Here is a 14,332-nt window from a genome sequence, read left to right on the forward strand (position 1 = left end):
CCGCCTCCTGCCCCGCGGCCTGCCGAACGGGGCTGCTTGTGCTGTCCTCAATCCGCTTGGTTCCCACGGGAGTAGACCGCCGTGACCGCGCCGCCCCGATTTCTCAGCCCCTTCGTGCGCACACGCACACGGCTGTCCCTGACCCTCGGCCTAGTGCTGGCCGCCCTGACCGCTGCCCTGCTGCCGTGGTGGCAGCCGGACGACGGCACCCCGCCGACCGGTGCCGGAGGCACCACCACCGACGTCACCCGCGCCTCGACCGGCCCGCGTGACGAGGTCACCGCGATGGCCCAGGCCAGGCGCACCGGCAAGCAGGTGCTCGTCGACACGGCGACCACGGCCACCGCGCTGACCTGGGCACTGCCCGACGGACAGTTCAAGACCCGGATCACGGCAGCGCCGACCCGGGCGAAGAACGCCGAGGGCAAGTGGGCCCCCGTCGACAACAAGCTCAAGCGGAGCGCCGAGGCCCCACGCGGACTCGGCGTCGCCCCCGCGAACCCCGTCGTCCCGGTCCGCTTCGCGAGCGGCACCGCCCGAAAGGCGCGCGCCGACCGCTCGTTCGCCCGGGACGGAATGCTGGGGCGGACACCCGGCGAGACGATCCTCGCCGAGGTGGAGCTGGGCGAGCACACCGTCGCGTACACCTGGCCGGGCGCCCTGCCCGAGCCGGTGCTGGACGGACCGCGCGCCCTCTACTCCGAGGTGCTGCCCGGCGTGGACCTGCTGCTGGTGGCCCGCGAAGAGGGCGGCATGGCACAGGTCCTCATCGTCAAGACCCCCGAGGCCGCACGGCAGGAGGCGCTGAAGACCGTCACGTACGGGCTGAGCTCCGACACCGCCGTGTTCCAGCAGGACCGCAAGGCGACCCGGGTCCGAGTCCTGGACAAGACGGGCAAGGAGGTCGGCTCGATCCCCACGCCGTTCGCGTGGGACTCCAGCGGCCGTGACCCCGAACTGCCCCCGGGCACCGCGAACCGAACGTCGGTAGCCACCCCGGCCGATGTGCTGAAGCTGTCGGGCCTGACCGGTATCGAGCCCGGCGCCAACTCGGCACCGCTGCCGATCACCCTGGACGGCGAGAACACGGGTGCCGCCGGTCTGAAGCTCGGCTTCGCCGCCACAGGACTGGCCGACCGCAAGGGCGTCACGTACCCCCTGTACGTCGACCCGCCCCTGAACCCCGGCTGGGACGCGTGGACGGTGGCCTACAAGCCGTACCCGAGCACCAGCTTCTTCAACGGCACCAACTTCTCCTCCGGCACCTCCGACGCCCGCGTCGGCCACGAGGACGACACCGGCGGCACCGCCCGCTCCTTCTGGCGCATGGACTGGTCCAGCAGCATCAAGGGCGCGGAGATCACCAGCGCCACCTTCAAGGTGCTCAACAACCACTCGTGGTCGTGCACCAACCGCGAGTTCCAGATCTGGCGCACCGGCTCGATCTCGTCGGGCACGACCTGGAACGCGCAGCCGAGCTGGTCCGACGAACTCCAGCGCAGGTCCTTCGCCCACGGCTGGTCGGCGTCGTCCTGCCCGGACGACTACGAGGCCTTCAACGTGAAGGACGCCGCCCAGTACGCCACGGACAAGGGCCACTCGACCGTCACCCTCGGCATGCGGGCCACCAGCGAGTCGGACACCCAGACCTGGCGCAAGTTCAGGGCGACCTCGGCGACCATCGAGGCCGTCTACAACCGCCCGCCGTCCGAGCCCACCAAGGGCACCTCGAAGCCCGGTGGCGCCTGCACACCCGGACCGGGCGCGGGCATAACCGTCGGCAAGACCAACATCACGCTGTCGGTGACCGCCAAGGACCCCGACAACAACATGAGCAAGGTCCGCTTCCGCTTCTGGAAGACCGGCGGCACGGTCCCGGCGGGCACCTACGTCACCATCGGCGCGTCAGGCGGCACCTCGTCGCTGACCATCCCGGTCACCGACGCCCGCCTGAAGGACATCACCACCAACACGACGTTCTCCTGGGACGCCCTGGGCGAGGACCTGGCGGGCGCGACGTCCACCAACTACCCGCCGGGCACGGAGCCCTGCCGTATCACGGTGGACCCGAGCGGTCCGTCGCAGCCCGAGGTCACGAGTGACGTGTTCCTGGAGGCGACTTCGAGCGGCACCACCTGGGCGAAGGTCAACTTCGGCACGACCGGCCCGATCACGTTCGAGTCACCGGGCGCTGTGCGATTCCAGTACGCGTGGGGCGGGGTCAGCCCGAAGTCGGTCAACGCCGACGCGAACGGGCTCGCCACGGTCCCGGACCTGCAACCGCTGAACGCCGGCCCGAACACCCTCCAGGTGTACGCCTACGACAGCCTGGGCAACCCGAGCGTGCGCACGGACTACACGACGTACGTCCCCCCGAAGGAGAACGCCGACACCCCCGGCGACACGGGCGGCGACGGCACCCCCGACCTGATGGTCATCGACGCGGCGGGCGCCCTGCGGACCTACGCGGGCCAGAAGCCGGACGGCGAGCTGTACGGCTCGCTGATCTCGTCGTACGCGAAGGCCGCCGACGGCACGGTGACCCTGAACCCGCCGGGCCACTGGTACGACGCGGCGTCGACGCTGGGCAACAAGGCGGCGCTGATCGCGCATTACCAGGACACGTACCCGGGGGACGGCACGACGGACCTGTTCGCGCGGACTCCGGACGGCGGCTTCTGGCTGTACCCGGGCGACGGCTACGGCTCGTTCGATGTGGGGCAGCGGATGAAGGTTCGTTTGCCGTCGAATGCTCCGGCGCCTTCTACATGGACGCAGTTGAAGGCGTTGGGCGACATCACGGGCGACAAGCTGCCCGACCTGGTGCTGCGTACGGCTGCGGGGTTCTGGGTGCTGTCCGGATACACGGGCGGCAGTGTCCAGACGGCGACGTTGATGAACGCGGATGCGTGGGCGCGACGGGACGTGGTCAACCTCGCGGACATGAACAAGGACGGGATCGCGGACCTGCTGTGGCGGAACCTGGACAACGGGAGCATGTATCTGCGGCGGGGGAAGGTGGGGGCCGCGGGGGCGGGGAGCGTTGATCTCAACTCGTTGATGCTTGCGGCTAACGCCGTTAACGGGGATGAGGCGTTCGGGACCAGCTGGACTGAGGCCAATGTGAATTCGGCTGTTGGGGTTCCGGATATCAACGGGGATGGGGTGCCGGATATTTGGGCTCGGTTTGCTTCTGACGGGCACATGTCCGTTTATCACCCGTCTACTACGAATACCAACGCTCCGGTGAAGACGGTTATTGGGTCTGGGTGGAACGACAAGTTGGCGTTTGGGTGAGGTGATCGGCCTTCGGGCCTGAAGGGGGAAGGGGAGCTTCCGGCATCGCATGATGCCGGAAGCTCCCCTTCCCATATGTGCTACTTGAACTTGAACAACCTGATTGTGGAGCGCTGTTCACGTCACTTGTTGTCGAGCCCTGGTAGCGCTGGGGTGGCGAGAAGTTGGTCTGCCAGCGGCCAGATATTCACGGCCAGCGATGCGAGATGGGCGCCCCGTGCGTGGATGCGATGCTCGTTCCAGGCGGAGGCCCAGCCGTTGATCTCGGCGGACGGCGGCGGATTGAGCAGTGTGCCGTGGGTGAGCCGAAGGAGGCTGTGCTTGCTGAGCCACTGCCGTTTGTCGTCCCAGGCCATGTTGCCGAGCGCGGGGTTCAGGCGGGCTGTGACCAGGGTCAGGTTGCCGAGCGTGTGAACCAGTTCGTCGCGGTCGGCGCCCTCGGAGGCGTCGTCGTCGAGGGGAGGCCAGTTGTCGCGCCAACTCTGCGGCATGACGTGTTCGATGGTCAGCTTCGCTCCGAGGTGCTCGCCGACAGGGACGGTGAGCTGCTCGGTGTGGTCCGTGCGCAGTTCGTCCTCCAGCGCTTCGAGGAGGATGCGGACGCGGTGGCGATAGAGGCGGGTGTAGAGGGGGTCTTGTTCCAGAGCGGTGCGGAACTCGGTGTCGGTGGGCCACTGGCGGTGATGGCCCTGCATGGCTGAGAGCGCTTTGATGATCACTTCGTCCGCGCGCTCGGGCTGCCGAGACGCGGCTGTGACGAGATCCCGGAAGACGTTGTTGTAGTCGCGGCTGCTCAGGTTGAGGATCGCCCGGCGGACGAGGTAGCTGTCGATCGCCCGGATGGCACGGTGTCGCCGCTCCGTTGGCAGTACGGCGTTCTCGAGGCCGTAGAGGAAGAGGAGCAGGGGCATCGGGGTGGAGGTCTGCATGACCTTCATCCGGTAGAGGAAACGGCCCTCGACGCCGTGCAGCGGGTGCTGGTCTATCCGGTCGTAGATCTCGGCGTACCGTGCGAGTTCGGCGAAGACGTCCTCGCCGGGGGAGTCGGCCGAGTTCAGCCAGTGCTCGAACTCCTTGAACAAGGAGGAAGCGGTGAACTCGCGCCCTGTGCGCATCGTGAGCCAGTAGGTCAGGAAGACGTCGAGGCGGCTGCGGGTGATGCGACCGGTCGTCTGCTCGGTGCGCCACTCGTCCTGGTCGAAGGGAGCCCAGTACGCCTTGTAGAGCCGGTCGACGTCCGCTCCGGAGTGTTCGGCGTTGCGAAAGAGCAGGTTCTTGATCAGATCCGCGTGTTCCAGAGGCGTACCGCGGCTGTTGAGCGTCTCGAAGACGACCTGCGCGTCGTCGTGCTCCTCCAGGTCGATGATGACCAGACGCAGCTGTTCCCGCATCGTCTGTACGAGTGCTCCGAGGCGTTCGTCCGGCTCAGTGCATTCCGCCAGCCACGCGTCGATCTCCTGCTGGAAGTAGGCGACAGCCTCAGCGAGACGGCCGTTTCCTCCGTCTCCGAGCATCACGGAGCGGAACTCGTCGCGGTCGGCGTTGGTGGGCCAGACCTTGTAGCGGTGGTCCGGATGCTGGCCGCTGTCGAACAAGTCCTCGTCGTTCTCCAGGAACTTGCTCAGCAGCCGCACCGACCTCTCGTGGTCGAGCGTCGTCGCCGACAGTCGGGCCGCGAAGAGAAATAACTGAAGTGTCGTCAGCCGTTGCTGACCGTCGATGACCTGCCGGGTCTCCAGACTCGACGAAAGGTAGGGCGTCTCGTCGAAGACCACCGCACCAAGGAAATGCGGCGCCACCGTGTCCCCGGTCTGCGCGGCCCGTTCGACCCGCTCGACGGTGCGCCGAATGTCCTCCCACAGGGCCGCCCAGTTGTCGTCCCTGGTCCACACATACGGCCGCTGGAACAAGGGCACCGTGTACCGGATGTCCCTGCCGAAGATGCGTCGCAGATCGACGGTGTCCGCTCTCATGGCCCCCCACATCACTGGCGTTTCGCACCACGGTATCGATCTCTGGGTCCTGTCTCAGGCCGATCGGCGAACCCGCCGTCCGGCGGGCGGAGATGGCCAAGACCCAACGTCAGTGGGCACGTACGGATTGCCTTGTGATGTCTCTCCGTGGCTTGTCACCGCTATGCGGCTTCGTCTGCGGGTGTATCGCCCCCGACACTCGCCGGAGCGAAGGGAAACACTGCGGCCCACGCTAGGACCTCGACCAGGTGCTCGGCCAGCAACCCGACGTGGGGGTCAGGCTGAACCAGTGCGGTCGCCTGGCCGCGTGTGGTGCGTTCTGCGGCCCATTCGTGGTCGAGGTGGGTGAAGTCGTCGTCGATCCAGATGACAGGTGCGTCGCTGAGCCAAGTGTCGACGTGGTCGCGTTTCCAGAGGTAGCCGTTGGGGTGGCTGGTGGTGATCTGCGGGCGTGGGAGGTCGATGTGCGGCAGGTCGGGGAGGCCGAGGAGCGGGCCGATCAGCTTGGTGGCGTCCTGGCGCCAGCTGGTGCACCAGACGGGAGTGACCAGGCCGGTTCGGATCACGTGCATGAGCAGGGGGCCGTGTGCGGGGTTGAGCCAGATGCTGACCGGGTTGTCGGCGCTCCGGTCAGCGGGCACGACGGTGTGCCGGGTGTGAGTCGCTGGGCTGCCGCCTTCTGCGTCGGGGAAGGGGATGAGGACGCCATCGGCGTCGAGGAGCAGGTACGGCGGGCGCATCGAGTCTCCCGAGGTAGCCGGGTGGAGGTCAGGGTTTGCGCGCGGTGATCAGCAGGGTGGTGGGCCAGCGCCCCTGGTGTGCGTCGTGGAACTCCCGGGTCGAGGTGAGCCAGAGGCCTGCTCGGGCAAGGTGTTTCTCCCAGCGGTCGGCGTCGAAGTCCCAGCGGGCGATGGGGAGTCGGGCTCCGTCGGGGAGGGTGACGTGATCCCGGCTTGGACGGCCGCTGGTTGAGGGGGGTCTGCCGCCGCGTTGGGGGTGGGGGACGGAGAAGGCGAGGGTGCCGTCGGGCTTGAGGTGCTGGGCGACGGCTGGGAGCAAGAGTTCGGGAGCTACGAGGCCGATGGCTCCGAAGACGGAGTAGATCGCGTCGAAGTGTTCGTCGGAGGCTTGCAGGTAGTGGAGGGCGTGGCCGGCGACGAAGGTGAGGTTGTTCAGCCGTCCGTAGTGTGAGCGGGCTCGGCGGACCTGGAGGCCGACGAGGTCGATGCCGGTGACGTGGGCGCCGTAGCGGGTGGCGAGGTGGGCGGCGTTGTGGCCGGGGCCGCAGCCGAGTTCCAGCAGTCGCTTGCGGTGCAGGTCCGGGGCGAGGATCTCGGCGCCTGGGCCGCCGCCTGGCCGGGTTGTCCATTCCATCCGGGCGGGTACGGTCAGCGCCTCGGCGGGGCCGGCAGTGGTGCGCTGGAGGGCGTGGACGTACCAGGGGGACGCCTGGGCGAGCACGTCAGACCTCCAGGAGGTGGAGTACGTCGGTGAGGTGGCGGCGTACGGCCTTGATGTAGGCGGGGTCGGTGGCAGGGTCGTTGATCCAGCGGATGGACTGCTCCATGAACCACTCGACGGCCCACATGCGATGCCAGCCCAGCGCCCACTTTTCGGCGGGCAGCCCGCCGCGTTCGGCGAGAGCGTCAGGGGTGCCACCCTCGGTGACGTAGGTGTCCAGGAAGACGCGCAGGCGTGCGGGGTCGGGGGTGTCGAGGGTGCCGTACCAACTGGCGAGGTCGAGCAGACCGGGGCCGGTGAAGGCGCGGGCGAAGTCCAGCAGCCGCCAGCCGTGCCGGCCGATGTGGAGGCTGGTGGGGTGGAACTCGGAGTGCACCCAGCCGAAGGGAGCCGTCGTCGTACCGGCCGAACGTGCTTCGGCTGCCTGGGTGATCCGGTCGAGGGCGTCTTCGACGTCGTCCGCGTTCTGCCACCGCTCGGCCTTGTGGAGTCGGCCGAGATGCTCCAGCGCCCGGCTCGGAAGCCGGCGCAGCCGTTCCCGATCGAGTACCGGCAGTGCGGCGGCGATGCGGGTGCGGTGCAGGACGACGGCCGCGGCGGCGCCGTAGAGGTCGTCGGCCTCGCGAATCGGAACGCCGAGGTCGTCCAGCAGCATCCCGAGCCAGCCGTCCACGACTGCGGAGGCGCGAACGGCAGGCACCGGGACACCGAGGGTGTGTGCCAGCCGGAGAGCCTGGTCCTCGCTGTCGAAGGGCCTCTTGGCGTACTTGAAGATGGCGGTGGTGTTGTCGGGGAAGGTCAGTCGCTCGACGCCGGACATGGACCACACGCGCACCTCCTCGCGAACGGCGGTGGTGTGGCTGGCCAGGGTGAGCAGGTTGTCGAGGAGTTCGGTGCTGGGGTTCGCGGTCACGTGGGGGCTCCAGGGAGTTGGTGGCGTCCGGGGCGGGTGAGAGGTGCCGGCCCGCCCCGGAGCCGGGACGGTGGTGCTACGCGGACGGGTCCACGCGGCAGGCGTAGACCTGCTCGATCCAGCCGGACTTGAACGCGGCGAGGTCGTCGCGGAAGGCGGTCATCGAGGCACCGTAGGGCGCCACGACCCCACCGGACTGATCGGGCACGGACTGGCAGCCGTGCACGAGCCGTCCGCCGAGGGCGGCGTGGGCCTTGATGGACTCGATGCGACGGTGCTCGTTGAACCAGCCGCCGTGGTAGACCTCGTCGAGCATGCCGCCCATCTCGTCGTCCAGGTCGAAGACGACGGAGGTGGCGGCGGGGAAGAACCAGCACGGGCCGACGTTGGAGATGTGCCCGTCCAGCTCGACCTTGTTGAGCGCCATCAGCGTGGCCGCCTGGCGCAGCATCCGCAGGTGGTCGGCGGTGATCTGCGGCAGGCCGAGGCCGGCGAGATGCTCGTCGCGGAAGAGGTGCGCGTACACCTCGTAGGCGGTGGTGAGGACCCGGGCGGCGTCCGAGGTGGACTCGGCGTGGGTCTTGATGAACTCCAGCGCGAGCTGCTCGACCGCGCTCTCGGTCGTCTCCTCCACGTCCAGGAGCTGGGACTTGACCAGCTCCCAGTCGGCGACGAGCCAGGTGCTGGACTCGAAGCGGAAGAAGTACTCGGCCGGGTCGATGGTGATGCGCCGGCCGTCGACCTGGATGCCGGGCAGGCGGCTCCAGCGCTCGTCGAACGCCTCTGGCAGTACGACTGTGATGGCCGCGGTGTCGATGGTGGTCACCGTGTCTCCGTCTCTGATCGACCGGGACCGGGCACAGGAATGCCCGAACCCGGTGTGGACGTACGGAACTTCGGGGGCCGCCCGGCCGAAGGGGGGAGCCTGGTCGCTGTGTCGGACCGGGGCCGGGCGGCTGATGATTAGTGAACACTCCGTCACGCACAGTGGGTACGGTGAGAGGCGGCCGAAGCGGTATACGCGGTTTACAGCCCCGGACGGGAGGCGAGTGTGGCAGCACAGAAAGCCCCCAACTCCCGCCTGCGCGACACCATCGACGCAACCGGCTGCACGTACGAAGCCCTGGCCAAGGACGTCCGGCGCATCGCGGCCGAGAACGGCGAGATCCTCCAGACCAACAAGTCGGCCGTCTCGCACTGGGCGAACGGCACCCGTCAGCCCGCTGGCCGGACCGGCCAGTACCTTGCCGAAGCCCTGTCCCGTCGGGCGGGCCGCACCATCACCCAGACCGAGATCGGCCTACGCGCGCCGGACGCTGAAGGGTCGGACGAGCCGGATCCCGTCCTGGCTGCAACTGACTTGGGTCGCGCCGATGTCGAGCGCCGCCGGTTCCTCGCGGTGGCCGCATTCACCACGGCCGGGGTCGCCATGCCTCTCGCCCACGACCAAGAGACCACCGCCCGCATGCTCCGCGCCCGCACCGGCACCTCTGTGATCGGAGCCGAGGACGTGGACGTCGTCCGCCACATCACCGCAGCCTTCAGCGCCGCCGACGAACGCCTCGGCGGAGGCCACGGCCTGACCACGGTCACCGCCTACCTCGCCGACACAGCCGCCCCCATGCTCCGAGGCCGCTTCCCGACCGAAGCCTTACGCCGTGGAGCCTTCGGCGCCGTGGCCGAACTCGCCTACCTGGCAGGCTGGAAGCACCACGACCTCGGCCACGAAGGCGCCGCCCAGCGCTACTACCAGGTCGGTTACCAACTCGCCTGCGAAGCCGACCCGCACGGCCACGCCGCCTGGATGATGCGAGCCCTCGCCCACCAGGCCCTCAGCCTCAAGCAGCCCCACCACTGCGTCGACCTCGTCGAAGGCGCCCTACGGCGGGGCCTCGGCCACGTCGACGGGCAGACCGAAGCGCTGCTCCACATCACCCACGCCCGCGCCTACGCCGCCACCGGCGAGAAGCCCTCTGCGGCCCGTGCCCTGCTCGCAGCCGGGGATGCCCTCCGGCGCGACGACAACCCGCAACCCAGCTACTCCCGGGTCACCGGCCCTGCCGCCGGCACCGTTGCCAGCCACACCGCGCGCACGCTCACCGACCTTGCCGACCACGTTGGCACCGAGCAACAGCACCGCGATGCCTTGATCCGTTGGGATCGCGAGAAGTACAAGCGCGTCCACGCCCTGACGTATGCCGATCTCGGCGACAGCCTCGCCGCCCAGGCCCGTGCAGACGAGGCCGTCGCGGCCTGGTCCCAGGCCCTGACCTTGATGGAGGGCATGACCTCCGACCGCACCCGCAAGGCCATCTCCTCGCTCCGATCAACCGTCGCCGTCTACCAGCGTCGCAAAGTGCCCGGAGCCGCCGAACTCGCCCGCCGTGCACGGGAAGCGCTGGCTTAGGCTGACAACCAACCGGCCGATGAAGGGACACCAGCCGTGGCTCAGCGGACAACCGACGACCAGCCCAAAGCCCTCAAGCCCGCCCTCGAATCCATGACCCTGCTGGTCGCCGCCGTCATCGTCCACGACAAGGCGACCAACCGGGTTGTGCTTCTCCAGCGCAGCGAGAACGCCAAGTTCGCCCAGGGCATGTGGGACCTCCCCGTCGGCAAGAGTGAACCCGGCGAACCTGTCACCGAGACCGCAGTGCGCGAGCTGTACGAAGAGACCGGCCTGACCGTGAAGCCCGAGTCGCTGAAGGTCGCCCACATCATCCACAGTGCCTGGGGTGTCGAAGCCCCTAACGGCTTCCTCACTGTTGTCTTCGTTGCCCACGAGTGGTCCGGCGAACTTGAGAACCGAGAGCCCCGCAAGCACTCCCAGGTGTGCTGGGTCAACGCTGATTCCATCCCCGACGAGTTCGTGGACACTACTGCCAGCGCCCTCCAGAGGCACCTCTCTGGCGGACCCCAAGTGTCGCTGGACGGCTTCAAGTAGGACCCGCTCCCAGAGCCGTGACTCGCACGCCTTGACACTGAACAGTCCGTCGACTCCACCCAACTCGGGACAGTCCGGGGGCTCCAGGAAACAGGGTGCAACTCACCGGTCGGGGCGGCGAGAACTGGGGACCTGTAAGGCGGAAGCTGGAGCTGTCGCGCTACCATTCCCCTGAGCCTGGCTCGGTGTGGTGGCAGGCGGCTCGGGGGAGTGGATGACATTCGCACAACCACGGCGGGCGCAGTTCTCGTCTTCGGCACGATCACCGAGGCTGGCGATTTTAAGCCCTGACCATGGCTTTCTTCGTCTGCTCGCTGGCGACCTCACCAAGGAGAGGTCCTACTCCCAACCATGTCGTGACTGGCCCGAGGTCAAGTCGCACCTTGCGATCCTGCTCGCTCCTCCCGACGAGCAGAGCGATGGACACGACCGGGAGCCGCAGGAGCGGATCTGGGGGCTGGGCATCGTGCGCCCTGCTCGTGAGACCGACCGGGACCGGAAGGTTATCGTCACTCGTGCTCGAAGGCTTCGAGACTGGGCGCCTGTCTCAGGGCTGTGGTGTGCCGACGGCGAGCGAGACACCGCACTCTCCAAGTCATTACCGGAAAGCGGTCCCGTCACGGTCGGCGCAGACACCGTGTTCGCCAATCTCCGGCGGATCTCCCCTGAGGTCGAAGCCGAAGTCCGGAGGCTGATGCCCCTCCTCGACGATGCCGAGGGCTGGAGCGAGGGAGAGATCCGCTGGCGTGATGAGCGTGACGCTCTGCTGCTCTTCGGCAAGGTTGCCGGGTTGGCCCCGAGGGACTTCGAGAAGGTACGTCCCTGGGACGGGACAGCCGCCCGGGCGGCCTTCATCAGCGGGCTTACCGGGACTGCGGCTCAGCCGATGCTCGACGACATCCGCGGGCGGGCAGCGAAGACGTTCAGCGGCATCGGCGAGACCGCCGTCCGAGCGTTCGTGAGTCGCGGAGGTAGCCGAAGTAGTTATGACATCGAGGCCACGTCGATAACCGATCAGCGGGTGGTCGACGGTGGTGAGGGCTCCCTCGACGCCTACTACTACCATGCCGACACCGGGACACTCGTCGTGCTGCGCTACGTGCGTCCTGGCCCGAACGGGCTCTTCGCGTCTGACGCCTGGCACGGTCTGGACGAGTTCCGCAGTCGTGTTCACCGCCTGCCGAGACGCGGCCGGCGGAGCGCCGAAGATTACCGCTTGCTGGGCGACCCTCTCTTTCTCCGCATTCACGAGGAGGAGCCCTTCACCGCCGTTCTGCACCAGACGAGCTCTGGTGCGATCTACCCCTACGACCAGGTCGCCGCAGTGATCTCGGCAGCGGCGGAGACCGGCTTCCTGGGCTCTTCCTTGGGCACGCTCACCCGCCACCTGATACCGACCCACTTCAGCCTGCTGGTACGCGACGGTTGGTTCGGCGCGGTCGGTGTGCCCTTCGAGGCGGTCTTGGACTGCGTGGAGGCCACGATCGACACGGCTGGTGTTGCTCTGGTGGTCGTGGACTTCAGCCTCCGGCAGCGTGGCAACGGCTCAGGGATCAAGACGCGGGCCTAGGCAATCAACAAGACACCACCAGTGGGAAGGCAACCATTCATGGCCACCTCGGGGGCGGACACACCTCGCCAGGTCACGCAGGTCCGCGAGCAGCTGCACGAGACATTCGACCGGGTGATAGACGACAGCGACATCGCCCACTTCCGAGGCGACAACTACGAACAGCGTTTTCTCTCCCGCGCCCTTGCAGCCCTCGCGGTACGACGCGTGGCCAAGTGCAGTGTGGCCGAGGCGGCCCGGTTCGTCACGGACGGCATCGCAGACCAGGGAATGGACGCCATCGCTCCCCTGCCGGACAGCGGGCGGGCTCTGCTCGTCCAGGCGAAGTGGAGCGACAAGGGCACGGCGACCTTCGACGTGGGCGCCGCCAAGGCGATGGTGGACGGCCTGAACCGTATCGAGAACGAGTTGTACGACCAGTTCAACCAGCGTGCCGGCGCGCTCGCCCTGGAGGCCCGGCCGTTCATCATCAACGAGCGAGCCACTCTGGTCATCGCGCTGATGGGCACTGTGGAGCCCTCTCCACCCGCGCGCGAGGTTCTCGACAACGCTCTCGCCGAGTTCAACAAGCATGGCGCCCGCATGAGCGTCGAGGTGCTGTACGCCGCAGACTTCCATGACCAGGTTCATGCCGATCTTCGGCCGGAGCCGATCCGTCTGGACGTACGCCTTGACGACTGGTATCAGCAGAAGGGACCACTCGAGGCCTATCAGGGCACGGTCTCTGCCGAGAGCGTCGCCGAGTGGTACGAGACGCACGGTACCGGCCTGTTCGAGCAGAATCTCCGGGCTCCGCTCGGGACCACCGTCACCAATGCGGAGATCGGTCTGACCCTTACCTCCGATCCCACCAGGTTCTGGCACCTGAACAACGGCATCACCATGATCTGCGACTCGCTCACGGCGAAGAACGACAGCGCCAAGGCACCGCAGAGCAGGCCGACCACTCTCACCGTGACGGGGGCGAGCATTGTCAACGGCGCTCAGACAGTACGGGCTGTCGCCAGGGCCATGCACGACGACGGTGAGGCCGCAGCCAACGCCACCCTGAGCATCAAGGTCATCAACACGCATGAGGACCGGAAATTCGGCGTACAGGTCTCGCAGGCGGCGAACCGGCAGAACGCCATCGAGCAGCGCGATCACATCGCGCTGGAACCGGTGCACCAGGCGATCAAGGCCAACCTGCGCGCCGAACTGCGCAAGCAGTACGTGATCAAGCGCGGCGAGCCGGTCGCAGCGCCCGAGACCGGTTGTTCACTGGACGAACTCGCTCTCGCACTCGCGTGCCTGCACTCGGATGCGGAACAGGCCGCCCGGGCCGCCAGTTCGACGGAGAATCTCTGGGAGCAGGGACCCACGGGCAGCCACACCCTGCTGTTCAAACGCGAACCCTCGCCGCAGAAGGTGTGGCGCTCCGTGCTCACGATGCGCGCGGCACGGAGCGCGGTCTACGAACTGGGCAGCGGTCAGAACAGCCGTGAGGCCGCGACCACCGAGCACGGTGGCTTTCTTGTCACCCACCTGCTCTTCCAGCATCTCGGCGCCACGACTATCGATGACCCCGACTTCGACTGGGAAAGCGAGGTTCTGGAGAAGATTCCTGCCCTCGTATCGGATCTGGTGCGTCGGCTGACCCATCAGATCGTGACTCTTTACGGGCCGCGTCCCCAGATCAGGACCGCCTTCCAGAGCGCCGAGACATGCCGGGAGCTCGCGAAGCAGGTCCTCGCCGACCTGGCCGATGGCGTCGCCGTTCCCACACCTCCTGCGAAGGAGCGCAAGCCGCGGCGCCCGAACACCGTCCCGCTCCTGGTCGACCGTCGTGTCATCAAGGACGGAGCGCCTCTCCGGTACGTGGCTCTGAACGAGCCCGAGCGCGAAGCCATGGAGGAGTGGCTTGTCCAGGACGAACGGCGACGCCAGGCAACCTGGGTCAATCACCGGACCAAGTCGATTCTGTGGGCGTACGACGAGAAGCAGTACTCGCCGTCCGGACTGGTGTCGAAGATGTGGGCGGACGCCGACTGGGACGACCGACCCGTGGCCAATCAGGGAACGGCTCGCTGGTTTCAGTCGGAGGGCCTGAGCCTGTGGGTTCTGGCTCAGCGCATCCACAGCGAAGATGCCGAGGGCGAGGACGAGGCCTGACGACGTGGACACCACACCGGCAG

General features: G+C 67.7%; 10 protein-coding genes. 5 read left to right on the forward strand and 5 right to left on the reverse strand.

Features of this window, described 5'->3' with window-relative positions; all coding sequences use genetic code 11:
- Positions 1-81: 81 nt before the first annotated feature.
- Positions 82-3,297 (forward strand): DNRLRE domain-containing protein, encoded by a 3,216-nt coding sequence (locus OG787_RS35620; RefSeq protein WP_405537964.1) that lies wholly within the window; start codon positions 82-84, stop codon positions 3,295-3,297.
- Between the two features lie 122 nt (positions 3,298-3,419).
- Here OG787_RS35620 and OG787_RS35625 read toward each other — a convergent pair whose 3' ends face one another.
- The 5 genes from OG787_RS35625 to OG787_RS35645 all read right to left on the reverse strand — a co-directional run bounded on the left by OG787_RS35625 (position 3,420) and on the right by OG787_RS35645 (position 8,470).
- Positions 3,420-5,270 (reverse strand): DUF262 domain-containing protein, encoded by a 1,851-nt coding sequence (locus tag OG787_RS35625; RefSeq protein ID WP_405537966.1) that lies wholly within the window; start codon positions 5,268-5,270, stop codon positions 3,420-3,422.
- A gap of 161 nt (positions 5,271-5,431) precedes the next feature.
- The gene (locus OG787_RS35630) at positions 5,432-6,010 is read right to left on the reverse strand and encodes an HAD domain-containing protein (RefSeq protein WP_369030733.1); all 579 of its coding nucleotides are present in this window, start codon (positions 6,008-6,010) and stop codon (positions 5,432-5,434) included.
- Between the two features lie 28 nt (positions 6,011-6,038).
- Positions 6,039-6,731, reverse strand: a complete 693-nt coding sequence (locus OG787_RS35635; RefSeq protein ID WP_405537968.1) for a class I SAM-dependent methyltransferase — start codon at positions 6,729-6,731, stop codon at positions 6,039-6,041.
- Between the two features lies 1 nt (position 6,732).
- A complete protein-coding gene (locus OG787_RS35640; RefSeq protein ID WP_369030735.1) occupies positions 6,733-7,644 on the reverse strand; it encodes a phosphotransferase family protein in 912 nt (303 codons plus the stop codon).
- A gap of 76 nt (positions 7,645-7,720) precedes the next feature.
- On the reverse strand, positions 7,721-8,470 hold the full coding sequence (locus OG787_RS35645; RefSeq protein WP_369030736.1) for a hypothetical protein: 750 nt from the start codon (positions 8,468-8,470) through the stop codon (positions 7,721-7,723).
- A gap of 225 nt (positions 8,471-8,695) precedes the next feature.
- Here OG787_RS35645 and OG787_RS35650 point away from each other — a divergent pair, with 225 nt between their 5' ends.
- From OG787_RS35650 to OG787_RS35665, 4 genes are all read left to right on the forward strand, one after another.
- Positions 8,696-10,051 (forward strand): tetratricopeptide repeat protein, encoded by a 1,356-nt coding sequence (locus tag OG787_RS35650; RefSeq protein ID WP_405537970.1) that lies wholly within the window; start codon positions 8,696-8,698, stop codon positions 10,049-10,051.
- 36 nt (positions 10,052-10,087) lie between these two features.
- Entirely contained in the window at positions 10,088-10,588 is a 501-nt protein-coding gene (locus OG787_RS35655; RefSeq protein ID WP_405537971.1) for an NUDIX domain-containing protein, read from the forward strand.
- Between the two features lie 214 nt (positions 10,589-10,802).
- Positions 10,803-12,158, forward strand: coding sequence for a hypothetical protein (locus OG787_RS35660; protein WP_405537972.1), 1,356 nt, complete (start codon positions 10,803-10,805; stop codon positions 12,156-12,158).
- A 222-nt stretch (positions 12,159-12,380) separates the two neighbouring features.
- Positions 12,381-14,309: an AIPR family protein gene (locus tag OG787_RS35665; RefSeq protein ID WP_405537973.1), complete on the forward strand. Its 1,929-nt coding sequence runs from the start codon at positions 12,381-12,383 to the stop codon at positions 14,307-14,309.
- Positions 14,310-14,332 lie beyond the last annotated feature (23 nt).

Source organism: Streptomyces sp. NBC_00075 (assembly GCF_045041225.1).
GTDB lineage: Bacteria > Actinomycetota > Actinomycetes > Streptomycetales > Streptomycetaceae > Streptomyces > Streptomyces adonidis.

Bases quoted from the DNA above. Each gene is read 5' to 3' on its own strand.
- OG787_RS35625 (WP_405537966.1), bottom strand. From the start codon at position 5,270: ATGAGAGCGGACACCGTCGATCTGCGACGCATCTTCGGCAGGGACATC.
- OG787_RS35660 (WP_405537972.1), top strand. From the start codon at position 10,803: ATGACATTCGCACAACCACGGCGGGCGCAGTTCTCGTCTTCGGCACGA.
- OG787_RS35630 (WP_369030733.1), bottom strand. From the start codon at position 6,010: ATGCGCCCGCCGTACCTGCTCCTCGACGCCGATGGCGTCCTCATCCCC.